Raw genomic sequence first — 24,747 nt, 5'->3', positions numbered from 1 at the left:
AGGTTCCTCCTTTAGTTGAATTCTGAATTTTCTTTTTCATTTACTAATTTTAATGATAGAATATTAACTGTTAAAATTACATACAAAAAAGAATGTTTTTTCACTTTCCATACAACATTTTACAGATATATTAGCTAATAATCCTTCATTATGAAAGGCGGTTGCTTCATGGATGAAATAGACGTTTGTTTACTGGAACTTTTACAGTTGAATGGACGCATTACGATTAGTGAACTATCGAAGAAATTGGCTCTCAGCCGGCCCAGTATTTCTGAACGTATGTATCGCCTGCAAGAAAAGGGAATCATTGAGGGGTTCAGTGCAAGGGTTTCACCACTGGCAATAGGAAGAGGTGTACTTGTGTTCATTCAGGTAAGTGAACTTAAGGTTTCCGTTTCCGATTTCGAGCAGTTAGTTAAAAATGATTTAGACATTATCGAATGCCATCGTGTAACAGGAACAGTTGGATATTTTTTGAAAGCGGCTTTAGCTGATATGGACAGCATGAGATTACTTATAGATCGATTAATACCCTATGGACATCTGAATACTTCCGTAGTTTTGACATCCCCGGTGCCTTCCCGCTCCATTCTTCCAAGGATCAATGAAATGGATGATCATGGTGCGAAAACCTAGCTGGAATTCAATTTATGCTGGTATATGACCCGAATGGACGGGTCAAACTACTGAAGGGTTTATAGGCTTTTTGCAAAAAGGAACGAGGCGAGATGCCTGTTCCTTTATTTGCGTTATTATAAATCCATCAAAGCCCCGAAATATTGCTGGGCCGTCGTAAAACAAATGAATGCCAATAGTTCAGAAATCTCTTCATCACAGAATACCTCCTTCAATACTTGGAAAAACTTTTCCTCTGTTTTTTCACGTTGAATGAGGAATACTTCTGCAAAGGCGATTGCATAGCTTTCTTTCGCATCTTCTGGCTTTAATGGAATACCTTTTGCCTGACAGTATGAACAGCCATTACCGTATGCCAGTACCCTTCTGACGTTTTCCTTTAACTCTTTCGATAGTTTCCCATCCGCAGATATGCAATTTGAGAGGTCCGACCATTTATGCGAAATCTCTTCTGAATGAAATAATCTTTGATACGGACTGGAGCCAATCGGCGAATTTTTTATTCTTGTCATGAGCATCTCCCCCTTGAGATAATCCTAATATAAAAAAACAGGAATATTAATTACGCTTGTAAAATATTTCGGTTGAATATTGTATAAATATAAAGAAAAAGAGAGGAATAATTTCTAAATGAAAATAGATGAAAAAGACCGGAGCATCCTTGCAGAATTAACGCTGAATAGCCGGATTTCCATGAGGGAATTGGCAAAGAAAGTAAAACTATCTGCCCCAACCGTTACCGACCGGGTACGGCAAATGGAGTCGTTCGGGATCATTAAAGGGTATGTTGCCGAGATTGATCATAAAAAGATCGGTTTTCCTATTGAGTGTATCGTGGAAGCAACGATAAAAAATGGGGAATATGAGAAATTCAAAAAGTATATCTCGAAGCTGCCGAATGTTGACTTTTGCTATCGAATTGCCGGGCAGGCTTGCTTTATGCTGAAAATCCACAGTGAGAACCTTGAAGAAGTGGAGGAATTCATCAATCGGACAATTCCTTTTGCTGCAACCGTTACACATGTAATCCTTTCTCAAGTGGAGCGTGAACAGGAATGAGTATTTTTATTTATTTTCAACTGTTATGAAAGTGGCTAATCATAAATGGAAGAATCAGAACGGTTTAACCGGCAAAAAAGGAAGCCATATTTTTGAATCATTCCTGAATAGTTTCTGAAGAACCCGAAAAATCACGTGTACATCAAGGTATAATATGAAAAGGTAATACATCTATATGAAAGTTTCTAGCTTTTTAGGTGATAACATAAATCTTCACTGATTATAATACATTTTATTTAAAAAGGTAGGTGGAGTGGAGTTCATGAGTAGTTTTGAAAAACTTGCCTTGATTGTATGTGGGGTTATTTTATTGAGCCAAAGCATATATCTATTTGTCGATGCAAGGAAGAATGGCTTTAACCAGTGGATGTGGGGTATTCTTGGTTTGATTCAAGCCCCAATACCGTTAATTTTTTATTTGATCGTAAAAAAAATCAAAAAAAAGGAAGAGGACGAACTATATGATTATCGTGACTACTAATACCGTTCCTGGAAAAGAAATTAAAGAACTGAAGGGGCTTGTTAAGGGGAACTGCGTTCAATCGAAACATATTGGAAAAGATATTCTTGCGGGATTGAGGACCATTGTCGGCGGTGAAATCACGGAGTATACGGAAATGATGAAAGAAGCCAGACAAAAAGCAATTGGCAGGATGGTCGATGAAGCGACAGAGAAAGGGGCGAATGCCATCGTTGCAATGCGCCTGGAAACATCGGCTATCATGCAAAACGCTAGTGAAATCATTGCTTATGGCACTGCCGTTCATGTTGAATGATTGAATGTGAAGATCTTTAGTTCTGGTTCATAAGGTCTTGCCATCTTGTTCTACTTACTATTTTTCCTATAATTATAAAAGCGATATAGAAAAACTTTTATTACATGATTTGTGCAGCGCCTGGATTTTTCCAGGCGTTTTTTAACGATCAATGCTTCAGGTGCATGTATGAACGGAAGTTTACCTTGAATAAGCTAATGGGATAAGGGGTACAGGTAATAACTAAGAACATGGATTGGAATTTGAAAAGATGGGGTGAGGTATATGGAGGGAAATGACAACTTTAAACCTGAACTAGTCAGAGAAGCAGTTAATGTGATTGAAAATGTAGCTGGAACATATCCCGGTTATCGGCGGGTGCATGCAAGGGGATATGTTTATGAGGGGGTTTTTACCCCAAACGGAAAAGCGTCCCCATTAACGGTGGCTTCGCATCTTCAGGATGAAGCCGTGCCGGTGATCATTCGGTTCTCAAATAGCTCGCCGATACCAAGCCATCCAGATGCCATATCCCCTGTGAAGGGCATGGCAGTCAAGTTTAAATTGCCGAATGGAGAGGCATCAGATCTCATTACTGTCACCATTCCGCTATTCTTTGCGAAAACACCGGAAGCGTTTGTTGATATTGCTGACTTTTTCAAGTCTGCAAAAGAAGGTTTCCCAAATCTGAAAGAGCTTACAAAAATCCTGTTGAAATACCCTGAAAGCAAGGCAAGCCTGCAAATGCTTAAAGAAATGCGTTCTCCAGCCAGTTTCTCAACATGTCAATATTACTCCATTCATGCATTCTATTTCATTAATGCGGAAGGACGGCGTCAGGCTATTAAGTATGAGTGGGTACCTGATGCCGGCCTTAGTATGCTAGCAAAAGAGGAGGTAGCCAAGCATTCGGCAGAATATCTGGAAGAAGAAATGGAAGAGAGGCTCAGGCAAGGTCCGGTGGGCTTTAAATTGAACATTCAAATAGGAGGGGAAAATGATCCGTCTGACGATCCAACCACTGCTTGGTCGGAAGAAAAACAGGTAATAACGGTCGGCCATTTAGTGATTTCTAATAAATTGGAAACGATTAGAGATCATTTATTGTTTGATCCAACCAATATTACTGAAGGAATCGAGTGCTCGGAAGATTCTATTTTACATTTTCGCCATAGGGCGTATGCCATTTCATATGAACGTCGGATAAATAACCAATGAAATGAAAACATGAAAAAGGGAAAGCCCTTATTAGAGGGTTTGCCCTTTTTCGTAAGTTTACATTTTTCCGGATCTGAAAATGGTGTAAAGCATAAGTAAGAACATCAGGGTTGCAACGACAAATCCAATCTCGATAACCGGTATTTTCCATAGGATCAGGGTTTCCCCACCTATTGCCGAGCCAATAATGAGACCGACCATGATTATGCTGAATGCAAGCAGGATAATACTGAAAGAAAGCCTGTTCGAGATTTGATCAAGCTTATGCAAAAAAACTTGAAGTTCGGGAATATTGATATCCAGTCGCAATTTCCCTTTTTTTATGATACCTGTTACTTCCTTGATATCCTTGGGTAGTTCGGCAATGGCTTCGGCAGACTCGATGAATTGATTCCAAGCGTTCTTCGCAATATTTTTTGGATTGTAGCGCTCCTTAAAAAGCCTTTCCCCGAAAGGTTCAGCTGCCTTCATGATGCTGAAATGCGGATCTAGTCCTTCAACAATGGCCTCCATGGTAAGCAGAGCCTTGCCGAGCATCGTGAATTCTGGAGGGATTTGGACTTGGTGCCGATTGGCAACTGTGAACAGGTCATTGACCGCTCCGCCTAAGCTGATTTGGCTCAATGGTATATCATAATATTTATTTCGCAGTTCATCAATATCCACCCTTAATGGCGCCATATCGGTTTCGTCCGTCAGAAGACCCATTTCTGAAAGTGTCTTGATCAGTCCATTGGTGCTTCCACGTTTCAGGTTGATGACAAGCGAGGCGAACTGATACTTCGTTTCATCCTCCAGACGTCCCACCATCCCGAAATCCATGAGTGCGACGACATTTCCTGGCAAAATGATGATGTTGCCAGGGTGGGGGTCGCCATGATAAAAGCCATCGATCAATATTTGCTGAAGCATGGAATTCGCTAATCTTTCTGCGATTTTCCGACGATCATAACCTTCATCTTCAAGCTGTTTATAATGATTGATCTTAATTCCTTGAATGAATTCCATCGTCAGGACCCTTTTTGTGGAATACTCCCAATGGATTCTTGGTATCTTAAACCCTTGATCATCGATGAATTGCTTGGCTATTCTTTCCCCGTTTCGGCCCTCGGAGTTATAATCGAGTTCTGCGCGAAGCGATTTAGCGAATTCATCAATCATTTTTCTGATTTGGTAGCGTCTGGCCCAAGATATGCGTGCTTCCATCAGTCTTGCCAAATCATCGAGAATTTCCAAATCCGTTTCCACAGTCGGCAGAATATCGGGCCGCTGCACTTTGATTGCTACGACTTCCTGTGATGGAAGCCGTGCAGTATGGACCTGCCCAATCGAAGCGGTAGCCAGTGGTTTTTCATGGAATTCAAGAAAAATGTTTTCCAAAGAATCACCCAATTCGGCTTCAATAATTTTGCGAACCTTATCAAATGGAAAGGGGGTGACCTGGTCCTGCAGCTTTTCAAGTTCGCGGATGATTTCTTCCGGAACGAAGTCACGCCTCGTGCTTGCAATCTGACCAAGTTTAATGAATGTAGGTCCCAGGCTTTGTAAAATCGTATGCAGCCGCTCTCCGATTGAGCGGAGGTTCAGGTTTTCGTCGGGCTGGAGTTTCGATGCCGCTTTACTCTCGGATAATCCAAGGCGATAGATGAAGTAACCAAAACCATTTTTCAAAAAGGCATTAATGATTTCCTGGTAACGATGTGCGTGTTTCAGTCGCTTGCCAAACATTCAAGTACCTCCAAATCACGATTGTTGGTTCTGTTTCTCTAAAATTTGGATGCGGCGCTCTAAGTCCTGAACTTCTTCTTTGGTTGCCAAGTTTAGGCCGTTGAGCGCTTGATTGACTTTGGCCTTGACGGAATCATCCAATTGTTTTTGGGCTAGTTCCCCCTTTTCGACCCAATTCTTAATAAGATCCTTGGAGTCTTCTTTGCTGATTTCGCCTTTTTTTACAAGAGAGTCCACTGCTTTTTCAATTTGTTCCTTTGTAGCAGCGGCAGCACCTAATCCTAAAGAAAACACATTTTTTAATAAGTCCATTTTTAATTCCTCCAATATAAATTTTTTACACTTTAAGAAAAATAATAGCGGGTGCCCTTCACCCTGGTTCTTTCTTGCTGTTTTTATTATCATACATCATTGGAGGCCGCTACAAAAATATAATGGGTCCTGCTGATTGTTGATGGGTAGGAAACGGATTTGTTGATCACCCAAGGGTAGTGTTTGTAGTGAAGCGAATTGGATATTATGATAAGGAAAAATAAGCTGGCGAAAGTGAGGGTGAAATGATGGGTTTTGCAAACAAAACGGTGATTGTAACGGGCGCTTCAAATGGTATTGGGAGAGGTGTAGCAAAGGGTTATGCAGAAAGCGGTGCATCGGTGGTTCTCGCAGATATGGACGAGCAGGAAGGTCTGCTGTATGCGGAAGAGCTCAAAAATAATGGGCATGAAGCCATGTTCGTTAAGACGGATGTTCGCAAGGAAGCTGACATCCAGCATTTGATGGATGTCACTCTAAAAACATATAAGACCATTGATATATTAATCAATAATGCGGGAATGGCATTGTTCAAATCGCTTTATGAGCTGACGATTGAGGAATGGGACGATATGATGAATACGAATCTACGCAGTGTTTTCCTTTGTTCCAGGGCAGCGGCTGCATCGATGCGGAATAATGAAATGGGAGGTGCAATCATCAATTTAGCATCAACAAGAGCGATAATGTCTGAGCCGGATTCGGAATCCTATGCTGCGACAAAAGGAGGGATCAAAGCCCTGACCCATGCACTTGCCGCTTCATTCAGTAATGAGAAAATTACGGTCAATTCGATTTCTCCGGGGTGGATTGAAACGGGTGATTATGACTCGTTGAGGGATGAAGATCATCAACAGCATTTTTCCAATCGGGTTGGCAAACCGGAAGATATAGCAAGGGCATGTCTTTATTTGACGGCAACGGAAAATGACTTCGTTACGGGTGCTGATCTTATCGTCGATGGAGGCATGACAAGAAAAATGATGTACGAGGAGTGAACTCATTTTTTCCGATAAAGATATTGAAGTTCAGTTCCGAGCTCACGGTTGAGCAGCTGTTCCATTTCTTCAAGCTCCTTTATGCCGATAGGGGCATCGGCAGCTGTCCAGTGAACGGTATAAACAAAATAGTAATCTCTTATTTTACGGAAAATAACAGGCGAATTCGGGAATTGATCAAAAAAAGCCCTGATATTATTGCGTCTCATGTAGGACCACTTAACAAGCTGCATGTAGATATCCATCCATCCTTTAAAAAAGTAATCAATGGCTGCCATGATGGCAGCCATTGGTTCCGGTTCTTATTTATCGTTGAATAAATTGAATAAACCTCTAGTAACACTGCCTTCGTCAGAAGATCCGCCATTTTGCGGCATTGCAGCGAATACACGGCTGGCAAGACGGCTGAATGGCAAAGATTGCACCCAGACGGTTCCGGGTCCTTTTAATGTTGCAAAGAATAAACCTTCGCCTCCGAATAAAGCGGTTTTCACGCCTTTTACGAATTCAATGTTATAATCTATTCCGCTAGTCATGGCTACTAAACATCCTGTATCCACGCGTAAGATCTCTCCTGCAACCAATTCTTTTTTATGGATTGTGCCACCAGCATGCACGAAGGTCATTCCATCTCCTTCAAGCTTTTGCATGATGAAGCCTTCGCCGCCAAAGAAGCCTGCACCTATTTTTCTCTGAAACTCAATTCCGACCGAAACACCTTTCGCTGCAGCAAGGAAAGCGTCTTTTTGGCAAATGATTTTCCCACCGAGCTCGCTTAAATCCATCGGAATGATTTTACCTGGATAAGGTGAGGCAAAGGAAACGTGTTTTTTTTCTCTTCCTTCATTCGTAAAAGCCGTCATGAAAAGACTCTCACCTGTAAGGAGCCTTTTTCCAGCGCCAAATAGCTTCCCCATCATTCCGCCGTCGCTACTCGAAGACCCATCACCAAAGATGGTTTCCATCTTGATTTGATCTTCCATCATCATTAAACTTCCAGCTTCTGCAATAACCGTTTCCTGATGATCCAATTCCACTTCAACAAACTGCATGTCATCTCCATATATTTTAAAATCTATTTCATGATTATTCATTTTCCATTCCTCCTATCCAACTTATGTTCATTGTAAAAGATAATCTCTTAACCTGCTAATATTTTTCAGTTTTTCGCCGTACTTTATATATTTTATGTTTTTACGGGTATATCAAGAAAAATGAAGAAAGAAAAAACAGCAAGACACTTAGGAATCTTAAGTGTAGGAGGAGACAACCATGGATACTTACATATTATCATTGGATCAGGGAACGACAAGTTCCCGGGCCGTTTTTTAATAAAGGCTGTTTTCACATACTTTGTTGCTATTTACCAGGTAGTGAGTTGTGGTGATTTCCCCTCCAGATGCTCGCTTTCCTTGGTGCGGGCGGTGAGCCTCCTCGGCGTAAACGCCTGTGGGGTCTCACCTGTCCCGCTGCTCTCGCATGCGTCTCGCACTTCCGCTCCAATCAACCTTAAATAGTTTCGTTTTAATAACAACAATCTTTACGAAAAGAGTCTTAATAAAAGAAGGGAAGGTTTGCATATTGCCCAAAAGGAATTCATCCAATATTTCCCGAATCCTGGATGGGTGGAGCACAATGCAAATGCAATTTGGGGTTCCATTTTATCGGTAATCGCTTCCTGTTTATCGGAAATGAATATAAAACCAGAACAGATTGCTGGGATGTTCGTTCTTCATCGGAGGTATATGGGAATACAGCGCCACATCATTTCTTTGGCCACGAAATCCCGATTGCCGGGGCAGCGGGGGATCAACAGGCCGCTTTGTTCGGCCAAGAATGTTTTGAAATAGGAATGGCCAAGAATACGTACGGTACAGGAGCTTTATGCTGATGAATACAGGAGAAAAGGCAGTGAAATCAGAGCATGGCCTATTGACCACGATTGCATGGGGGCTGAACGGAAAAGTCGAATATGCATTGGAAGGCAGTGTTTTTGTTGCAGGTTCGGCCATACAATGGTTAAGGGACGGGGTAAAACTCTTGAATGATTCGAAAGACAGTGAAAATGTATGCAAAACGGGTCAATTCAGCTGATGGCGTCTATGTCGTCCCAGCATTTGTTGGATTAGGTACCCCTTATTGGGATAGTGATGTGAGGGGAGCGGTATTCGGATTAACAAGGGGGACATCGAAGGAGCATTTCGTACGGGCAACATTGGAAGCTTTGGCCTACCAGACAAAAGATGTCCTTTGCGCCATGGAAATCGATTCAGGAATTAACCTAAAGGCATTGAGGGTCGATGGCGCGTTGGCAAAAACGACTTCTTGATGGAATTCCAAAGCGGCCTCTTGAATGTACCAGTCGAAAGGCCGGTTATTAGTGAGACGACAGCGTTAGGGGCAGCGTATTTAGCTGGGCTCCCAGTCGGTTATTGGGAAAGCCAGGAAGAGATTTCAAAGCTATGGGCCGTCGATAAGAAATTCGAACCTAAGATGGAAGAGCAGGAACGGAAGGATTTATATAATGGCTGGAAAAAGGCAGTCCAGGCGGCAAGGGTTTTTAAATAGAGCAAAAAAGGGTATAAATAGAAAGGAGATGAATTTAGAAGACGAACTTAAAAAAAGGGGTGGTATTATGTTAGTTAAGGATTTCATGATAAGGGAAGTCTATGTAGCCCGTCCTGATTTTACACTAAAGGAAATTCTGCGAATCTTGATCGAAAATAAAGTGGGCGGGGTCCCGGTTGTGGATGAACGCGATAAGCTATTGGGAATGGTGACGGACGGGGATATCCTTCGTTATTTGAAACCTGCTGAGGAAGCAATCATGGGGTATTTCACATACATTACGGTTCTTCCTGGTGAAGAATTGGATGAAAAGGTTACATCCAAAATGAATGATAAAGTCTCACAAATCATAAAAAATAAAAGAATTACAAAGCTATCCCCCGAAGATCCGTTAGATGAATTGATAAAGGTCCTTTCGAAGCATCATTTCAAGAAAATCCCCGTCGTGGACAAAAATGATAAAGTCGTCGGCATCATCAGCAGGGGAGATGCACTTAGGGCTCTATATAAGGAATTCGTTCAAAAGCTGGAGTAGTGAGAGCACAAAAAGGCCTGCTCATAATCGGGCAGGCCTTTTTGTGTTAACCATCATTGTGTGTTTTCTATTGCATTGTCTGCATCAGATTCACCTTTTGATCTTTTTTCCTTCAATTTAAAATAGGCGTCCATTACCTCCTTCCCGATACGTTTGTTGATATCGTCAGAGGGCTTGCCTTGATAGACCCATGGCACGACGACAGAGAATGCCACTTCCGGGTTATTGTGTGGTGCATAACCTACAAGTGTTAGATTGATAGTCGGGGCTGGTTCACTATATTGATTTCTTCGCGGTCCGTCGTAAAAGGCTTCGGCTGTCCCCGTTTTCGCTGCTACATGGTAGGATTTCCCTCCGAAATAGTTATATGCCGTCCCGCCTGGCTCCTGGGCAACCTGCCTGAATCCTTCCTGAACACGCTGAATCCAGACGTCTTTCCCGCCTAAATCGTTTAATACATTGGGACTCATCGTTTTAAAGACGCTGCCCAATTCATTGTGTTCGTTGGATGGGTTCCTGATTTCCTTGACCATATGTGGCTCAAGCCTTTTTCCGCCATTTGCAATCGTCGAAACGTACTGTGCCAATTGCATTGGTGTATATGTATCATACTGGCCAATCGATAAATCCAGGAGCAATCCATCTGTAGACATGTCGACGCCTTTAAACCCTACGGATTCATTAGGCAAGTCGATGCCGGTACGGACCCCCAATCCGAATTGGGCATAATGATTGCGCATGATGGAATAAGCTTCCCGGTTGATCCCTAACGGTTGATGAGGGATATAATGACCGCCGGCAATTCTGATCGCCGTCATGAACATATAGACATTCGACGATTTTTTTAATGCAGAAACATCCGTTACATACCCTAAAGGGCTATAAGATTTTTTGGGTTTGGCACCAGCTAATAAAAGTGGATGGTCATGAAACGCCGACCCTGGTGCGATGGCTCCTGTCTGAAAGCCTGTATAGACCGTAGCCCCTTTAACAGATGACCCCATCGTATAGGAGGTCGTAATGTTTCCAAGGGCAAAATCGTTCATTTCGGTCAAGCCGGTTTTACTGTTACGGCCGTATTGCCTGCCGGCCATCGTAAGCACCTCGCCTGTATTCGGGTCCATCAAAACGACGAAGGCACGATCTAAAAAGTAGGTATTTCCCTTAGCTTTCGCCCTCCGCAATTCGCTCTCGATGATAGCTTCTACCTTTTGCTGCAGCTCCATATCAATTGTCAGGACCAAGTCTTTTCCGCTTTGTCCTTCGGTGAGGGTATTCGTTTTGATGACCTCCCCTTTGCTCAGCACATTTTCAACCCGCGTCTTTTGGCCGCGCAGGACATCTTCATATTGTTTTTCGAGATAACTTTTTCCGACCCGATCATTCCTGGTATAGTCGCGTGCCAGATAATAGTCAATATTTTCACTGGGAATCCCTTCTTCGGAAGAAGAGACTTTGCCCAGAACCGAGCGGAGGGTCTCGTCATACTTATAGGTCCTTTCCCAATCAGTCGTTACGTCCACGCCTGGCATTTCATCCAAATGCTCACTAACCCTGGCGTATTCCTTTGTAGTGACATCTTTGTTCTTCACGATGGAAGGGGCGAGGGCATAGCCACTATTGAATTCCCGGAAGATGGCTATCACTTCCAATTCATCCTTGGTGAATTCCTTGATATTCTCATCGGTTACCCGTTCCATTTGAAGTTTGTATAAATCTTTTTGCTTCAGTTTCTTTTCGTCTACTTTCTTCCTCTCGGCTTTGGTAATCAAAGCTTCGGCTTTTTTCGGATGTTTTAAAATCCAAAAATCCTTTTTATCCGGGGTCGTTACCTTTTTTGTATCTTTTTCTATCAAGGTAGCAAGGACCTCAGCCGTCTTTACCATATCGGCCGTTTTCGTATTCGGGTATTTCGTATAGGTAATGGCATTGCGTGGCTCATTATCAACGACCGGATTTAAGTTCCGGTCATACATCTTCCCACGGGGAACGGGGGTATTGGCCACATCGTTTTCCGTTCGATCGACTTCACGGAGGTAATCATCCCCATACACGATTTGGACGATGCCAAGCCGGATTATTAAGCTTGAAAATAAAATGAATATTAAAAAGAAAAAAATGTTCAATCGGAAAGGAATTGGGTTTTTTTTCTTTTTTTCTTTGGTCATCATTAACATTCCTTTCTAGTAAAAGTAAAAAATAAGAAAATTCCTATCTCCAATGATATATAAAATTAACTTATTTTTCTATGCTTTATCCGTAAATTTATCTATATTTCCAAAAGATAGTTTAGGAGTTATAAAATTACTAGTAATCGCGCAATTGGGAAAATTAATACTAATTAATTGCCAATGATTTGCGAGGGATTTTAATAGATAAAAAAGAGGGGGAAGAATACGGCGCCAATAATAAAAGAGTTTTATTATCGTGTAGCTCAGTAAAAAAGGGAGCCTCAAATAGAAGGATGGTCATGGTAAATGAACAACCAAGGACTTTTCACCCTGGAGAATCGATTCACAATGCCTTAAGTCCCATGATTTTTTATTCAAGCATTAATTTGCTTCATAATTCCTAACCGGAGTTTGAGTCGCGACACTGATGATCTCTTTGAAATATCCGCATAGCTCAAGCCATTTTTCAGGGTATATAAAGATGAAGCGTTCGAACGTTTCTAGAGAGTGAAGCACCAGGCAATCGATTTGACACTTTTTTCGATTCTGTAAATTGAAAAGAAGCTCATGCGGGATGGTGTAATAAGGATGGATTTGATATGGATTCAATATGACCGGGGAAATATTATTTTCGTCTATATACTTGTCCGTCATGATCTTTTGGATTGCAAAGCTTTCGTTTGTATGTAAATCCCCGATATTGTAGTTTGGATTTAATAGTACAATGCCTCTCATTCGATTCACCCATTCTTTTTGCTAACCATTCTTGCCAAATGGGGGATGGGATATTCAAAGTAAGAGGCATCATGCTAGAAAATGGCTTTCATTCCGTTAAGGGTTTTGAGATGCTTTATATTTTCAAGCACCTTGTTGGTCAGGTCCGCTTTTTTAATAATCGGTGAACTTCTTAAATCTTCTATGAAGCTTTCATTCGTGAACCAATCAATGGAAGGGGAAGGAAAGACAATTTGATCTGCCCATGCATCATGAAGAATGGGGCTATAAACTTTATCATCTTTTGCCGCGGATGCATCAGAGGTATATATGCTTTCCCAGTAATCCTCTCTTGAACCCGTGTGTGGAACCTCTTTTGTAAATTGGCCAACACCGTGAAAAACAACCGGATCCTGAAAAAGAAGCCCGTATAAGAATTTTCCCGTTTCAATACGCTGTTTCGGATTGGCAAAGCGGTCTACGGTCAGGCCGGTCAAGGAACGGAGTCCGTCTTGTTTATTCGCGTAAGGAAAGATAACGTTCATGAAGCCTAAGTATTCCTGCAGCTGAAAATCAAGCCTTCGAAGGATTTCACCATGGCGGGTGCGTTTTATTACCCTTTCCTGAAGCATTCTTTGTTCATTAATGATAAGGGATGTTGTCAAAAGGGGTGAATGGGGTTCCTCGATGAAAGATTCCCAAATCGGGGCCATGAATCTTGAAATGCGGAATACGGGAAAATACTTCCTTATCGGAAGTTCTTTTTGTTTAGAATGTTCATATAAAAGCAGCTGGGGGAAGGCATCGGCAAATATCGCTGAATTGGCGCGCTCAAGGAACTGGAAAAATTTTAGCCGTTCCGCTTTGTCAAAGAGATGGGTCATGGATGAACTTTTCAAATCAGTCATATGGTATCCCCCATTCCTCGAAACCATATGTGCTAAAAAGGCCCAATGGACCTCTTGATTACGATTATAAAAGGCCAGATATGCTTGTGTTCTTGTAGCATTATTCCGGTTCCAGGCAGCTGCTTCGGTCCGAATGCTTTTTATAAGAGCCGATTCCATAGGTAAAAAAGCTTTAGACACATCCAAAGGCTGAAAAAGCTCTTTTTGTAAATGGGATTTTAGCGTGTCATATCTTTCAGCATCGATGATGGGTTTTGTTTTGACAGGGAGTTTGCTTAACAGCTTCTGCACATATTGCGAGAACATACAATCACCACGAATGTTTTTCGATCATTATATGCAGGGCCGTCAAGAAAGGGGCGTTGCATTTGCAACGCCCTCAAATTGATTGTTGATGGTTTTCTTTCGTCATCAGTTATTTTTCTTCTTCTTTTCCCGGTACAATAAAATATAATAAACTATCCAGAAAAGTAAAACAGGAATGAAGGAAACCGGTCTATATTGGACCGGTACGGCAAATAAGATGAAAATGGATGATAATAAAAAGGGAACCGCTAGGAGTATATATTTTCTCCATGGCATATGCTGAACCTCCTTAGGTTACGTCATTATAAGAATAAAGGATTATCCATCAATAATCTAGAAAAGTCACAATTGACAAAAATATACACACGTAGTAATCTTTTAATATAAGTTAAATATTACCATTAATCAAGGAGAAGGAGGCGAACGTCATGACTAAATCAGTTAAGCACATAGATATCATAATTGAATATCATACGTCCGCCTGCCCTGAAACTTTGTCTTTCTAGACAAAGGATTAGAACGTGCTCATTGATCATTTTAAAGCGCAGGTTGTGAATTTTCGCGGCCTGCGCCTTTATATGTGTTCTTACACATCTAAAAAAGCTTCCGCTAATTGGCGGAGGCTTTTTGGCTTTGGGGATACAGGTGCAATAGCGGCCTTTCCATATAAGAGATAGGAGGAGTTTTAAATGAGACAAATGACATTGGGAGTCTTACTGCAGCCCGGAGATCCAGAAAGCGGTTAGTGAAGGGAAAGGTTTTAACAAAAGGGAGGGGAATTCATGTTTGCGATTTTTAAAAAGCTGTCCTGGTTCTTTAAAGAACAGTGGCAGCGCTATACCTATGCCATTTTATTTCTATGTCTAGTCAATATCCTGGAGGTTATCCCGCCAAAGCTCGTCGGAAATGCCATCGATGATATGAACAATGGCAGCATGACGCAGGAGGGTGTCATGAAATACGTTGTTTATTTGCTTATGGTACTGGGCGGAAGCTACCTATTTGGTTACTTATGGAGTTTTCTGTTATTCGGCGGCGGAAACTTGGTCGAACGAAAAATAAGGTCCGGATTTATGAGCCATTTACTGAAAATGACGCCGACTTTTTATGAAAAAAACCGTACAGGGGATTTAATGGCCAGGGCAACCAATGATTTAAAGGCAATTTCCCTCACAGCTGGTTTCGGGATATTGACGCTCGTTGACTCGGTTCTGTTCACCATTACGGTTGTGGTCATGATGGGCGCCACCATCAGCTGGGAGTTGACGATTGCGGCGGTGCTGCCACTTCCGATCATGGCAGTGATGATGCAAATCTACGTGAAGAAAATTTACAAACGTTTTACGGATGCACAAGCAGCCTTTGGTTCTTTAAATGACAAGGTCCTTGAATCCATTTCAGGTGTCCGGGTCATCCGGGCCTATGTCCAGGAACGGGAGGATGAAAAGCGATTTGATGAAATGACAGAGGATGTTTATCGCAAAAATCTCGCGGTGGCAAGAATCGACGCCCTCTTTGATCCGACGATAAGCATTATCATCGGCATCAGTTATTTAATCGGTTTGGGCTACGGGGCTTATCTTGTTTTTCAACAGGCCATAACGCTTGGCGGACTTGTTTCGTTCAATGTTTACCTAGGCATGTTAATTTGGCCGATGATCGCGGTGGGTGAACTGATCAATGTCATGCAAAGGGGAAATGCTTCGCTTGACCGTGTTCAAGACACCCTTTCATATGAGGCGGATGTGAAGAACTCATTGGGTCTGGAGAGTATTCCGAATCCGGAAAATATCCATTTCAATTCCGTGTTTTTTACATACCCATCCTCAACAGTTGTGAATCTATCCAATATTTCCGTTCAGCTTGAGCGTGGTCAAACATTAGGGATAGTTGGGAAGACAGGAAGTGGAAAAACGACATTCGTGAAGCAATTGCTGCGGGAATATCCTTTAGGAAGAGGAGAAATTGCTTTTGCAGGCATACCGCTGGAGCAACTGGATCTTGAAGATATTCGTAATTGGATCGGCTATGTCCCACAGGACCATTTTTTATTCTCAAAGTCTGTGAGGGAAAATATCTTATTCGGTAAAATGGATGCAACGGAAGATGAACTGGCTGAAGCTATCCGGCTTGCGGATTTTGAGAAGGACTTAATGATGCTGCCCAACCGCCTTGAGACACTTGTCGGTGAGAAGGGTGTCGCTCTATCTGGAGGGCAAAAGCAGAGGATCTCGATTGCCAGGGCACTGATCAAAAATCCAGAAATCCTAATATTGGATGATTCCTTATCCGCTGTGGATGCGAAAACGGAAACGACCATCATTGAAAATATCCAAAATGAACGGGCAGGGAAAACGACAATCATCACAACCCATCGCTTATCAGCCGTTCAGCACGCGGATAGGATTATCGTGTTGGATGGCGGAGAGATCATCGAAGAGGGGACTCACGAAGATTTACTGCAGGATAATGGCTGGTATAGGGAGCAATACGAGCGGCAGCAGGTTGATGAAGGAACGGAGGTGAAGGCATGAAGGTCGTAAAGAAACTTTTTAATTATGCTGCCCTTTATAAAAAATTGATCATTGGCGCCCTGATCATGCTGGCACTTTCGGTAGCGGCCGATTTAACGGGTCCGTTCGTTGCCAAGAAAATCATTGATTCACATATACTTGGCATCGAATCCTCCTGGTATGAAACGGTTAAAGGAAAAGATGCTGTGGAGTATGAAGAAAAATGGTATAAACGGGCTGATTACTTCACTGAAGGTGAGAAGAAAGGCAGGGAAGTCCACGTTCTGCAGGTTGGCAATCAATTTGTCTTCGTAAATGAAGCTGTACCAATGGATGGACGCAGAACCTTGGAGAACCAATCGTTGATCATCAAGAAAGACGGAAAAGAGCAACGGGCGCAAGCAGTGAAGTTGACCAGTCAGGAAGTGATGCGGTTTTACCAACCGGAAATTCCGCGGATCCTTAAGCTTGTGGCTTTTTACTTTGGCCTTGTCATCATTTCTTCCATTTTTCAATATGGGCAGAGTTTTTATTTGCAGAAAGCGGCCAACCGAATCATTCAGAAGATGCGAAATGATATTTTTAAGCATATTTCCCGTTTACCGATACGTTATTTCGATAATATGCCAGCGGGAAAAGTTGTAGCAAGGGTCACTAATGATACGGAAGCGATCCGGGAATTATATGTAACCGTGCTCGCCAACTTTTTCTCGAGCACAATTAATATCTTCGGCGTTCTCATTGCTTTGTTTATTCTGGATGCACGTGTTGGTACCATTGGTCTTTTACTTATTCCGATCATCGTTATCTGGACGACTGTATACCGTAAATTCGCCTCGAAATATAATCACATCATTAGGGAACGGGTCAGCGATATTAATGGGATGATCAATGAATCCATTTCTGGAATGAGCATCATTCAGGCATTTGGACGTGAAAAGGAAACGAAGCAAACATTTGAAAATTTGAACCGGGAGCATTATTCCTATCAAAATAAAATGCTCCATTTGAATTCGTTGACGGGTGGAAACTTGATTGGTGTCATTAAGGTTTTGGCGCTAATGGCATTCGTCTGGTATTTCGGCGGGATTTCCCTTACAGCGAGTTCAGCCATTTCTTTAGGAATGATGTATGCAATTGTTGATTTGATCAGCCGATTGCTTCATCCGCTTCACGGAATCGTCAATCAGTTCGCCAACCTAGAACAGGCACTTGTTGCAGGGGAGCGGGCATTCAGTTTATTGGATGAGCAGGGATTGGCTGTCAGTGATGAAAACATATCCAGATACAAAGGAAACGTGCAATTTGAAAATGTTTCTTTTGGCTATAAGGATGAAGAATATGTGTTAAGGGACATTTCCTTCTCAGCTAAGCAAGGGGAAACGGTCGCTTTAGTAGGCCATACTGGATCAGGAAAAAGTTCAATAATGAATTTACTGTTCCGTTTTTATGATAGCAGCGAAGGGCAAATCAAAATTGATGGAAGGGATATTTTGGATATACCCCATCAAACGCTTAGGGAGCATATGGGAATCGTCCTACAGGATCCCTATTTATTTACTGGCACCATCGCTTCCAATATCAGTCTGAATCATAAAGGCATCACAAGGGAAATGGTTGAAAAATCATTAAAAGATGTAGGAGGGGACAAAGTGCTGAAGCATCTTCCTTTAGGGCTGGATGAACCCGTGATTGAAAAAGGAGGAACGTTATCTTCTGGACAGCGGCAGCTCATTTCTTTTGCACGTGCTCTTGCATTCAATCCGGCGATTCTGATATTGGATGAAGCGACTGCAAGCATCGACACTGAAACCGAGGCAATTATCCAGGAGGGAATGGATGTGCTGAAAAAAGGGAGAACGACCTTCATCATTGCACATAGACTTTCCACGATTAAAAATGCCGACCAAATTCTTGTACTGGATAAAGGGCGGATTTCCGAGCAAGGTACACATGAAGAATTAATGGAATTAAAAGGGAAGTATTATCAAATGTATGAACTGCAGGCCGGTCCGCATAACGGGATGGCCGGTTGAAGCACAATTGAATAAGTATGGATAATCAAGATTAAACTATAAGGAGGTGCCGGTTATTGGCACCTTCAAGCAAAATGATCAATAATAGTAATGATTACGTTTAACGTATACCCATATTAACAATGAGGTGATAATAGTGAAACAAGAAATTCATCCTGATTATCGACAAGTAGTATTTATGGATACCAACAGTGGTTATAAATTTTTGACAGGTTCCACGAAAACGTCCAATGAAACGATCGAGTGGGAAGATGGGCAAACGTATCCGTTATTAAAAGTGGAGATCAGTTCAGATACCCACCCTTTTTATACTGGAAAGCAGAAGTTTGCTGAAAAAGGTGGACGGGTGGACCGCTTTTTGGATAAATATAATATGAAGAAATGAAAGGGAGGCCATCGAGAAATCGTTGGCCTTTATTTATTAATAGGTTGAAAAAGAATTAAAATGATGCAAACAAGTGGGTGCCCCATAATTTATGAGGCACCCATCCTTTAATCATTTTGCAGCAATTGCTTCCCCTTTTGCAATATTTACGAGGGCAGCATCGAAATCCTTGATTAAATCGTCCGGATTTTCAAGTCCGACAGAGAGGCGGAGCAAGCTGTTCGTGATGCCTCGCTTTTCCCTTTCATCAGCAGGCATGGCAGCATGGGACATTTTGGCCGGGTAGGATAAAATCGATTCGACCGCTCCAAGGCTTACGGCAAAGACAGGAAGCTCGACAGTGTTCACGAAAGAGCGGAAGACTTCTTCGCTTTCCAATTCAAATGATAGGACTGCCCCTGCACCAAGCGACTGGCCTTGCTGGATTTCGTGCTGTGGATGATCGGCCAGGCCAGGATAATAAACCTTTTTCACCAAAGGCTGCTCATTTAAGTAGGCGGCAATCTTTTCTGCCCCTTTTTGGGAGTGTTCCATTCTAACGGACAAGGTTTTCAGACCTCTCATTACAAGCCAGGCGTCCTGTACACCAAGAACCGCTCCAAAGGAGTTTTGGAGGGAACCGAGTCTTACTGCCAAATCCGGATCTTTTACTACGGCAAGTCCAGCTATCACATCACTATGGCCGGATAAAAATTTCGTTGCGCTATGAAGGACAACATCAGCGCCCAGATTCAGTGGTTTTTGTAATGCTGGGGTCAAGAATGTATTATCAACAAAGCTTAAAGCACCGGCTTTTTTTGCGATATCACATACTGCTTTAATATCGGTCACTTTTAGTAATGGATTTGAAGGCGTTTCGATGTATATGGCTTTCGTATTTGGCTGAATGGCAGCTTTAATGCTTTCAAGGTCCGTCATGTCAACGAATGTATGCTCAATATTGAAACGCGTCAAAACGTTTGTGACCATCCTGAACGTACCTCCATACACATCTTCGGAAATGACGATATGGTCTCCGGCAGACAACAGCAGGAAAGCTGTTGAAATGGCTGCCATACCTGATGAAAAGGCAAAACCGTGAGTGCCTTCCTCAAGTTCGGCAATGATATCTTCCAGTGCTTCGCGAGTTGGGTTCCCGCTTCTGCTGTAATCATATTTGCCGAATTGATCGATATCGGATTGATGGAAAGTGGATGCGTGCTGAATGGGGACGCTCACACCGCCTGTTGCAGGATCGAATTTATGTTGATTATGAAGTAATTTGGTTTCAAAGCTGAAATCATGAGTGGTCATCGTAGTGCCTCCCTTTTTACATGTGCGAATGCTTGCTGTAAGTCCTGGATCAAATCTTCGCTGTCTTCAATGCCGACGGAGAAGCGCAGCAGGCGATTGCAAACCCCGTTCGCCGTTCTGACTTCAAGCGGTATATCGGCATGTGTTTGTGTAGCAGGATAGGTGATGAAGCTTTCAACCCCTCCAAGGCTTTCTGCAAACGAAATTAATGAGAGTGATTGTAAAAATGGGTTGACCGCCGCTTCATCAATGATACGGAATGAAATCATGCCGCCTCTACCGGGATACAATACATCTGTAACACAATCATGTTCCGCCAAGTAATCTACAAGTATCTTGGCATTCTTTTCATGACGTTCCATCCGCAATGCCAGGGTTTTCATTCCGCGCATCAACAGCCAGGAATCAAAGGGGCTCAAGACAGCTCCCATGCCATTATGATGAAAGGCAAGTGCATCACATAATTCAGCGCCGCTAGCAACGATCAGTCCAGCGAGCACATCATTATGACCACCGAGATACTTGGTTGCACTGTGGATCACAATATCTGCTCCAAGCAGGATTGGTTGTTGAATAAGAGGCGTGTAAAAGGTGTTATCAACGATTAACAATAAATTAAATCGTTTGGCCAATGCTGCAACGGCGCTAATGTCCGTTTGCTGCATAAGAGGGTTAGTGGGAGTCTCGATGAAGATGGCTTTCGTGTGAGGAGTGATGGCTTTTTCAATATCCTCCAAACAACAAGTGTTCACATAGTCGCACTTCAATCCCCATTTCTTAAACCCTTGTTCCAACAGACGATATGTACCGCCATAAAGATCTTCGCTGACAATCCATGCATCATCTGATTTAAATAAGGCCAGTATAGTAGAAATGGCTGCCATTCCTGAACTGCAGGCATAACCTTGGTCGCCTTTTTCCAGATCTGCGATGGATCGTTCCAATAGTTGGCGTGTAGGATTACCTGTCCTTGTATAATCAAATCCAGTCGATTGGCCGATTCCTTCATGGCGAAAAGCTGTTGAAAAGTATACTGGCGGATTGACTGTTCCTGTCGCCGTTTCACTGCGATTTCCTAATTGAGCAAGATATGTTTCAGTTTTGTACATAGTTTTCACTGCTCCTTTTTAGTTAAATAAAATAAAAAAAAGTCTTCTTTAAGAAGAAGACTTTGATTAAATAGGGACGAGTCATTCTTCTTATCTTCCAAGTTCACAAACTTGTGGAATTAGCACCTTTTCATTGGTTTGAAACAAATGAAGGTTGCTGAGGTGTCATCGGGCCATTCCCTCTACCTCTCTCGATAAGAGTTTAGATTATTCAATTTCTTTTGAATTTACTATATATATAAAATACTGTCAAGAACATTTTGGATGATAATGCTTTGATTTTCATGAAAAGGGCAATTGGAGACTAGCGGTGTCAACACTTTATGTGTCTAAAAAGAATATCCAAAATTTGCATGGGTCCAGGGATAAACACGATATTAAATGGATTTTAAAGAAAAAGGGGGAGGCTTGGCCGGTTATTTTTGCATTAAAAAAATAAAGTTTGTACAATGTATAGAGAGAAAGAATAATATGACATTATTCATTTCATATACATATGGTCTTCGATGAATAGTGCAAACAATAGGAGGAGAACACATGGAATACAGAATCGAACGAGATACGATGGGTGAAGTGAAAGTTCCTGCCGATAAATATTGGGGTGCACAAACGGAGAGAAGCCGTAACAATTTCAAAATCGGTAACGAAAAAATGCCGATTGAATTAGTTCGTGCATTTGCATACGTTAAACAAGCTGCGGCAAAGGTGAACTTTGATCTTGGCGATCTTTCGGAGGTTAAAAAGAATGTCATCGTTAAGATTTGCGACGAAATCCTTGAAGGTTCGCTTGATGAACATTTCCCACTTGTAGTTTGGCAAACGGGAAGCGGTACGCAAAGTAATATGAACGTGAATGAAGTGGTCGCTAACAAAGGGAATGAATGGTTAAAAGAAAATGGTGAATCCGAAACCCTTCACCCGAATGATGATGTTAACAAGGCACAAAGCTCCAATGATACTTTCCCGACCGCCATGCATATTGCAGCCTTTATGGAAGTCGCTGAAAAATTGGTTCCTGCCATCAAAGCACTTCGTGATACTTTCGATTCAAAAGAAAAAGAATTTTGGGATGTCGTGAAAATTGGCCGGACACATCTTCAAGATGCAACACCACTGACTTTGGGACAAGAAATTTCCGGTTGGAAAGCGATGCTCGATAAAGATCTCGCGATGATTCAGGAAAGCAGCCAAAAATTATTGAACCTGGCCCTAGGCGGAACGGCTGTAGGAACGGGAATCAATACAAAAAAAGAATTCCCAGGACTTTCGGCCAAACAAATTGCAGCAGATACAGGACATCCCTTCGTCACTTCGGATAATAAGTTCCATGCATTGACAAGCCATAACGAAATCGTCTACGCACACGGTGCGTTGAAAGCATTGGCAGCGGATTTAATGAAAATTGCGAACGATGTCAGATGGCTGGCAAGTGGCCCTAGAAGCGGAATCGGCGAAATTGCCATTCCTGAAAACGAGCCAGGCAGCTCCATCATGCCAGGTAAAGTCAATCCTACACAAAGTGAAGCGCTTACCATGATTGCGACACAAATCGTGGGTAACGATGCTACGATTGGCTTTGCAGCAAGCCAAGGTAACTTTGAACTGAATGTATTCAAACCAGTCATCATCTATAACTTCCTGCAAACGGTGAAATTATTGACGGAAGGCATTCACTCTTTCAACATTAATTGTGCAGTTGGCATCACTGCAAATGAAGATAAAATCAAAGAAAATGTAGACCGTTCACTTATGTTGGTAACAGCATTGAACCCGCATATTGGTTATGAAAAAGCAGCCAAGATCGCCAAAACTGCATTCAAGGACAACTCTACGTTAAAAGAAGCGGCGTTGAAATTAGAATTCCTGACGGAAGCTGAATTCAAAGCATGGGTAGATCCTGCTGACATGGTTAATAAATAATTGCATAGGAGTGCCCTCCCGCTGGTTTTAGGGAGGGTGTTCCCATATGTTAAAATAATGGAATCAGCAAATAATGAAATCATAAGTATCGGGGACAGGAGGAAAAACAATGTCTTTATGCCCGCTTTGCAACGGTCTAAGAAAAATTCATGTAAATTGCCCGGAGTGCAGCAGTGGTCTTGATGATAAAGGGAAATTCATGGATTACGCTGATGATTACAGTGCTTATATGGATATCGACACACTTAAAGAAAACGACGGATACCCTCAATCCCTTCAAAAAGGCCAATGCCCGCATCTCATGAAATGCTCTGAATGCGGACATGATGAAGTGGTTTTGGTCCAGGAATAGGGTTTGCCCATTAGATATTATTCGAATAAACGCAAAAAGACCCATTCATGAACGGGTCTTTTTGCGTTTAATTAGCAGATAACTTCATGCTTTCCTGCATCTGTTCATCTTCTTCAACTAAAATGCGGTGTTCGGTCCCTTTATCGAAAAAGTGGGCTTTATTCATGTCAAGGGCAAGTTTGATTTTCTCGCCTGCCTGGATAATATTCTTGGCATCGACCCGTGCGACGAAGTCCTGCCCCTCTAATGTGGAGTAAAGCATGATCTCTGCGCCCATGAGCTCGGCTACATCAATTTGGGTTGTGAATGTTGTGTTTGGGGACTCCGTGAAGTAAACTCCTTCATTATGGAAATCCTCCGGACGGATGCCAAGGATTATATCTTTTCCGACATATCCTTGATCACGCAGCATTTTCATCTTCAATTCTGGTATTTCTAGCGTTTGTGCACCAATTTTAATCGTGCCTTCTTTTAATGTTCCGGTGAAGAAGTTCATGGCAGGCGATCCGATAAAACCGCCGACGAAAACGTTAATGGGTTTCTCGTAAACGTCCTTTGGTGCACCGACCTGTTGGATGATACCATCTTTCATTACGACAAGACGTGTCGCCATTGTCATTGCCTCTGTTTGGTCATGTGTGACATATATTGTCGTGGTGTCCAGCCGTTTATGTAGTTTAGCGATTTCCGCCCGCATTTGAACCCGCAGCTTTGCGTCGAGATTGGATAGTGGCTCATCCATCAAAAAAACCTTTGCGTCCCTTACAATTGCACGGCCAAGTGCCACACGCTGGCGCTGACCACCGGAAAGGGCTTTAGGTTTCCTGTTTAGCAGCTCTTCAAGTCCGAGGATCCTTGCAGCATCATTGACCCTTTGCTTGATTTCCGCTTTTGGTGTTTTCCTGAGCTTCAATCCAAATGCCATATTGTCATAGACGGACATATGGGGATATAAGGCGTAGTTCTGGAAAACCATCGCAATATCACGATCTTTCGGAGGGACATCATTGACTCGCTTGCCGTCTATATATAAATCCCCTTGGGAAATGTCTTCCAGTCCGGCAATCATCCTTAATGTCGTCGATTTACCGCAACCTGAAGGTCCCACAAAAACTATGAATTCCTTATCGGCAACACGAAGGTTGAAGTCTTTAACAGCCGTTACCTTTTTATCATAAATCTTGAATATATGATCTAATATTAACTCTGCCATGAAAAATCCCCCTTTTAA

At 42.3% G+C, this 24,747-nt stretch carries 24 protein-coding genes, 1 pseudogene and 1 riboswitch; of the genes and pseudogenes, 13 read left to right on the top strand and 12 right to left on the bottom strand.

Features of this window, described 5'->3' with window-relative positions:
- The first annotated feature begins 168 nt into the window (after nucleotides 1-168).
- Nucleotides 169-636 carry an Lrp/AsnC family transcriptional regulator gene (locus SB775_RS14260; RefSeq protein WP_061461963.1) on the top strand — a complete coding sequence of 156 codons (468 nt, stop codon included), beginning with the start codon at nucleotides 169-171 and terminating at the stop codon, nucleotides 634-636.
- 116 nt (nucleotides 637-752) lie between these two features.
- Here the strand turns inward: SB775_RS14260 and SB775_RS14255 are convergent, their stop codons facing one another.
- Nucleotides 753-1,148, bottom strand: coding sequence for a carboxymuconolactone decarboxylase family protein (locus tag SB775_RS14255; RefSeq protein ID WP_410861969.1), 396 nt, complete (start codon nucleotides 1,146-1,148; stop codon nucleotides 753-755).
- A 118-nt stretch (nucleotides 1,149-1,266) separates the two neighbouring features.
- Here SB775_RS14255 and SB775_RS14250 point away from each other — a divergent pair, with 118 nt between their 5' ends.
- From SB775_RS14250 to SB775_RS14235, 4 genes are all read left to right on the top strand, one after another.
- Nucleotides 1,267-1,695: an Lrp/AsnC family transcriptional regulator gene (locus SB775_RS14250; protein ID WP_410861968.1), complete on the top strand. Its 429-nt coding sequence runs from the start codon at nucleotides 1,267-1,269 to the stop codon at nucleotides 1,693-1,695.
- Nucleotides 1,696-1,957: 262 nt separating this feature from the next.
- Nucleotides 1,958-2,176 (top strand): sigma-Y antisigma factor component, encoded by a 219-nt coding sequence (locus SB775_RS14245; RefSeq protein WP_284471551.1) that lies wholly within the window; start codon nucleotides 1,958-1,960, stop codon nucleotides 2,174-2,176.
- A complete protein-coding gene (locus SB775_RS14240; RefSeq protein WP_061461967.1) occupies nucleotides 2,157-2,471 on the top strand; it encodes a YbjQ family protein in 315 nt (104 codons plus the stop codon). Before SB775_RS14245 ends, SB775_RS14240 begins: the two co-directional genes overlap by 20 nt.
- A gap of 264 nt (nucleotides 2,472-2,735) precedes the next feature.
- Nucleotides 2,736-3,668, top strand: a complete 933-nt coding sequence (locus SB775_RS14235; RefSeq protein ID WP_410861967.1) for a catalase family peroxidase — start codon at nucleotides 2,736-2,738, stop codon at nucleotides 3,666-3,668.
- A 57-nt stretch (nucleotides 3,669-3,725) separates the two neighbouring features.
- Here the strand turns inward: SB775_RS14235 and SB775_RS14230 are convergent, their stop codons facing one another.
- Together SB775_RS14230 and SB775_RS14225 are read right to left on the bottom strand one after the other, a co-directional pair.
- The gene (locus tag SB775_RS14230) at nucleotides 3,726-5,396 is read right to left on the bottom strand and encodes an ABC1 kinase family protein (protein ID WP_410861966.1); all 1,671 of its coding nucleotides are present in this window, start codon (nucleotides 5,394-5,396) and stop codon (nucleotides 3,726-3,728) included.
- 15 nt (nucleotides 5,397-5,411) lie between these two features.
- Nucleotides 5,412-5,708, bottom strand: coding sequence for a phasin family protein (locus tag SB775_RS14225; RefSeq protein WP_061461970.1), 297 nt, complete (start codon nucleotides 5,706-5,708; stop codon nucleotides 5,412-5,414).
- Between the two features lie 248 nt (nucleotides 5,709-5,956).
- On the opposite strand from SB775_RS14225, the gene SB775_RS14220 reads away from it, so the two are divergent.
- Entirely contained in the window at nucleotides 5,957-6,706 is a 750-nt protein-coding gene (locus tag SB775_RS14220) for an SDR family NAD(P)-dependent oxidoreductase (RefSeq protein WP_410861965.1), read from the top strand.
- Between the two features lie 2 nt (nucleotides 6,707-6,708).
- Here SB775_RS14220 and SB775_RS14215 read toward each other — a convergent pair whose 3' ends face one another.
- Complete coding sequence (locus SB775_RS14215) at nucleotides 6,709-6,996, bottom strand: hypothetical protein (RefSeq protein ID WP_410861964.1); 288 nt, start codon at nucleotides 6,994-6,996, stop codon at nucleotides 6,709-6,711.
- Nucleotides 6,997-7,008: 12 nt separating this feature from the next.
- Nucleotides 7,009-7,800 carry a TIGR00266 family protein gene (locus SB775_RS14210; RefSeq protein WP_061461973.1) on the bottom strand — a complete coding sequence of 264 codons (792 nt, stop codon included), beginning with the start codon at nucleotides 7,798-7,800 and terminating at the stop codon, nucleotides 7,009-7,011.
- Between the two features lie 462 nt (nucleotides 7,801-8,262).
- Between SB775_RS14210 and SB775_RS14205 the strand changes: the two are divergent.
- Together SB775_RS14205 and SB775_RS14200 are read left to right on the top strand one after the other, a co-directional pair.
- Nucleotides 8,263-9,274 (top strand): annotated as a pseudogene (locus SB775_RS14205) (FGGY-family carbohydrate kinase); the annotation flags it as partial.
- A gap of 67 nt (nucleotides 9,275-9,341) precedes the next feature.
- Entirely contained in the window at nucleotides 9,342-9,809 is a 468-nt protein-coding gene (locus SB775_RS14200; RefSeq protein WP_318683917.1) for a CBS domain-containing protein, read from the top strand.
- A 53-nt stretch (nucleotides 9,810-9,862) separates the two neighbouring features.
- On the opposite strand, the gene SB775_RS14195 is transcribed toward SB775_RS14200, so the two are convergent.
- From SB775_RS14195 to SB775_RS14180, 4 genes are all read right to left on the bottom strand, one after another.
- Complete coding sequence (locus SB775_RS14195) at nucleotides 9,863-11,977, bottom strand: peptidoglycan D,D-transpeptidase FtsI family protein (RefSeq protein WP_410861963.1); 2,115 nt, start codon at nucleotides 11,975-11,977, stop codon at nucleotides 9,863-9,865.
- Between the two features lie 384 nt (nucleotides 11,978-12,361).
- On the bottom strand, nucleotides 12,362-12,715 hold the full coding sequence (locus SB775_RS14190) for a hypothetical protein (RefSeq protein WP_410861962.1): 354 nt from the start codon (nucleotides 12,713-12,715) through the stop codon (nucleotides 12,362-12,364).
- 74 nt (nucleotides 12,716-12,789) lie between these two features.
- On the bottom strand, nucleotides 12,790-13,908 hold the full coding sequence (locus SB775_RS14185) for a DUF2515 family protein (protein WP_410861961.1): 1,119 nt from the start codon (nucleotides 13,906-13,908) through the stop codon (nucleotides 12,790-12,792).
- Nucleotides 13,909-14,013: 105 nt separating this feature from the next.
- Nucleotides 14,014-14,184 (bottom strand): hypothetical protein, encoded by a 171-nt coding sequence (locus tag SB775_RS14180; RefSeq protein WP_155727248.1) that lies wholly within the window; start codon nucleotides 14,182-14,184, stop codon nucleotides 14,014-14,016.
- A 506-nt stretch (nucleotides 14,185-14,690) separates the two neighbouring features.
- Between SB775_RS14180 and SB775_RS14175 the strand changes: the two genes are divergently transcribed.
- The 3 genes from SB775_RS14175 to SB775_RS14165 all read left to right on the top strand — a co-directional run bounded on the left by SB775_RS14175 (nucleotide 14,691) and on the right by SB775_RS14165 (nucleotide 18,842).
- On the top strand, nucleotides 14,691-16,442 hold the full coding sequence (locus SB775_RS14175) for an ABC transporter ATP-binding protein (protein WP_410861960.1): 1,752 nt from the start codon (nucleotides 14,691-14,693) through the stop codon (nucleotides 16,440-16,442).
- Entirely contained in the window at nucleotides 16,439-18,457 is a 2,019-nt protein-coding gene (locus tag SB775_RS14170) for an ABC transporter ATP-binding protein (RefSeq protein WP_410861959.1), read from the top strand. The genes SB775_RS14175 and SB775_RS14170 overlap by 4 nt, the downstream gene beginning before the upstream one ends.
- Before the next feature lie 136 nt (nucleotides 18,458-18,593).
- Nucleotides 18,594-18,842 (top strand): type B 50S ribosomal protein L31, encoded by a 249-nt coding sequence (locus tag SB775_RS14165; protein ID WP_061461980.1) that lies wholly within the window; start codon nucleotides 18,594-18,596, stop codon nucleotides 18,840-18,842.
- 111 nt (nucleotides 18,843-18,953) lie between these two features.
- On the opposite strand, the gene metC is transcribed toward SB775_RS14165, so the two are convergent.
- Both metC and SB775_RS14155 read right to left on the bottom strand, forming a co-directional pair.
- Nucleotides 18,954-20,135, bottom strand: a complete 1,182-nt coding sequence (metC, locus tag SB775_RS14160) for a cystathionine beta-lyase (protein WP_410861958.1) — start codon at nucleotides 20,133-20,135, stop codon at nucleotides 18,954-18,956.
- Nucleotides 20,132-21,244, bottom strand: coding sequence for a methionine biosynthesis PLP-dependent protein (locus tag SB775_RS14155; protein WP_089363778.1), 1,113 nt, complete (start codon nucleotides 21,242-21,244; stop codon nucleotides 20,132-20,134). Before SB775_RS14155 ends, metC begins: the two co-directional genes overlap by 4 nt.
- Before the next feature lie 87 nt (nucleotides 21,245-21,331).
- Nucleotides 21,332-21,445: riboswitch (SAM riboswitch) on the bottom strand.
- 336 nt (nucleotides 21,446-21,781) lie between these two features.
- Between SB775_RS14155 and fumC the strand changes: the two genes are divergently transcribed.
- Both fumC and SB775_RS14145 read left to right on the top strand, forming a co-directional pair.
- Nucleotides 21,782-23,164, top strand: coding sequence for a class II fumarate hydratase (gene fumC, locus SB775_RS14150; RefSeq protein ID WP_410861957.1), 1,383 nt, complete (start codon nucleotides 21,782-21,784; stop codon nucleotides 23,162-23,164).
- A gap of 109 nt (nucleotides 23,165-23,273) precedes the next feature.
- Nucleotides 23,274-23,516 (top strand): hypothetical protein, encoded by a 243-nt coding sequence (locus SB775_RS14145; protein ID WP_061461984.1) that lies wholly within the window; start codon nucleotides 23,274-23,276, stop codon nucleotides 23,514-23,516.
- A 67-nt stretch (nucleotides 23,517-23,583) separates the two neighbouring features.
- On the opposite strand, the gene SB775_RS14140 is transcribed toward SB775_RS14145, so the two are convergent.
- Nucleotides 23,584-24,729, bottom strand: a complete 1,146-nt coding sequence (locus SB775_RS14140; RefSeq protein WP_061461985.1) for an ABC transporter ATP-binding protein — start codon at nucleotides 24,727-24,729, stop codon at nucleotides 23,584-23,586.
- Nucleotides 24,730-24,747: the final 18 nt, after the last annotated feature.

Source organism: Peribacillus sp. SIMBA_075 (genome assembly GCF_046534585.1).
Note: the sequence above shows the minus strand (reverse complement) of the source record. Positions and strands in the feature narration are given on the sequence as shown.

Coding starts and splice junctions, on each gene's coding strand:
- SB775_RS14260 (WP_061461963.1), top strand. CDS start 169: ATGGATGAAATAGACGTTTGTTTACTGGAACTTTTACAGTTGAATGGA.
- SB775_RS14255 (WP_410861969.1), bottom strand. CDS start 1,148: ATGACAAGAATAAAAAATTCGCCGATTGGCTCCAGTCCGTATCAAAGA.
- SB775_RS14250 (WP_410861968.1), top strand. CDS start 1,267: ATGAAAATAGATGAAAAAGACCGGAGCATCCTTGCAGAATTAACGCTG.
- SB775_RS14245 (WP_284471551.1), top strand. CDS start 1,958: ATGAGTAGTTTTGAAAAACTTGCCTTGATTGTATGTGGGGTTATTTTA.
- SB775_RS14240 (WP_061461967.1), top strand. CDS start 2,157: ATGATTATCGTGACTACTAATACCGTTCCTGGAAAAGAAATTAAAGAA.
- SB775_RS14235 (WP_410861967.1), top strand. CDS start 2,736: ATGGAGGGAAATGACAACTTTAAACCTGAACTAGTCAGAGAAGCAGTT.
- SB775_RS14230 (WP_410861966.1), bottom strand. CDS start 5,396: ATGTTTGGCAAGCGACTGAAACACGCACATCGTTACCAGGAAATCATT.
- SB775_RS14225 (WP_061461970.1), bottom strand. CDS start 5,708: ATGGACTTATTAAAAAATGTGTTTTCTTTAGGATTAGGTGCTGCCGCT.
- SB775_RS14220 (WP_410861965.1), top strand. CDS start 5,957: ATGGGTTTTGCAAACAAAACGGTGATTGTAACGGGCGCTTCAAATGGT.
- SB775_RS14215 (WP_410861964.1), bottom strand. CDS start 6,996: ATGGCTGCCATCATGGCAGCCATTGATTACTTTTTTAAAGGATGGATG.
- SB775_RS14210 (WP_061461973.1), bottom strand. CDS start 7,800: ATGAATAATCATGAAATAGATTTTAAAATATATGGAGATGACATGCAG.
- SB775_RS14200 (WP_318683917.1), top strand. CDS start 9,342: ATGTTAGTTAAGGATTTCATGATAAGGGAAGTCTATGTAGCCCGTCCT.
- SB775_RS14195 (WP_410861963.1), bottom strand. CDS start 11,977: ATGACCAAAGAAAAAAAGAAAAAAAACCCAATTCCTTTCCGATTGAAC.
- SB775_RS14190 (WP_410861962.1), bottom strand. CDS start 12,715: ATGAGAGGCATTGTACTATTAAATCCAAACTACAATATCGGGGATTTA.
- SB775_RS14185 (WP_410861961.1), bottom strand. CDS start 13,908: ATGTTCTCGCAATATGTGCAGAAGCTGTTAAGCAAACTCCCTGTCAAA.
- SB775_RS14180 (WP_155727248.1), bottom strand. CDS start 14,184: ATGCCATGGAGAAAATATATACTCCTAGCGGTTCCCTTTTTATTATCA.
- SB775_RS14175 (WP_410861960.1), top strand. CDS start 14,691: ATGTTTGCGATTTTTAAAAAGCTGTCCTGGTTCTTTAAAGAACAGTGG.
- SB775_RS14170 (WP_410861959.1), top strand. CDS start 16,439: ATGAAGGTCGTAAAGAAACTTTTTAATTATGCTGCCCTTTATAAAAAA.
- metC (WP_410861958.1), bottom strand. CDS start 20,135: ATGACCACTCATGATTTCAGCTTTGAAACCAAATTACTTCATAATCAA.
- SB775_RS14155 (WP_089363778.1), bottom strand. CDS start 21,244: ATGTACAAAACTGAAACATATCTTGCTCAATTAGGAAATCGCAGTGAA.
- fumC (WP_410861957.1), top strand. CDS start 21,782: ATGGAATACAGAATCGAACGAGATACGATGGGTGAAGTGAAAGTTCCT.
- SB775_RS14145 (WP_061461984.1), top strand. CDS start 23,274: ATGTCTTTATGCCCGCTTTGCAACGGTCTAAGAAAAATTCATGTAAAT.
- SB775_RS14140 (WP_061461985.1), bottom strand. CDS start 24,729: ATGGCAGAGTTAATATTAGATCATATATTCAAGATTTATGATAAAAAG.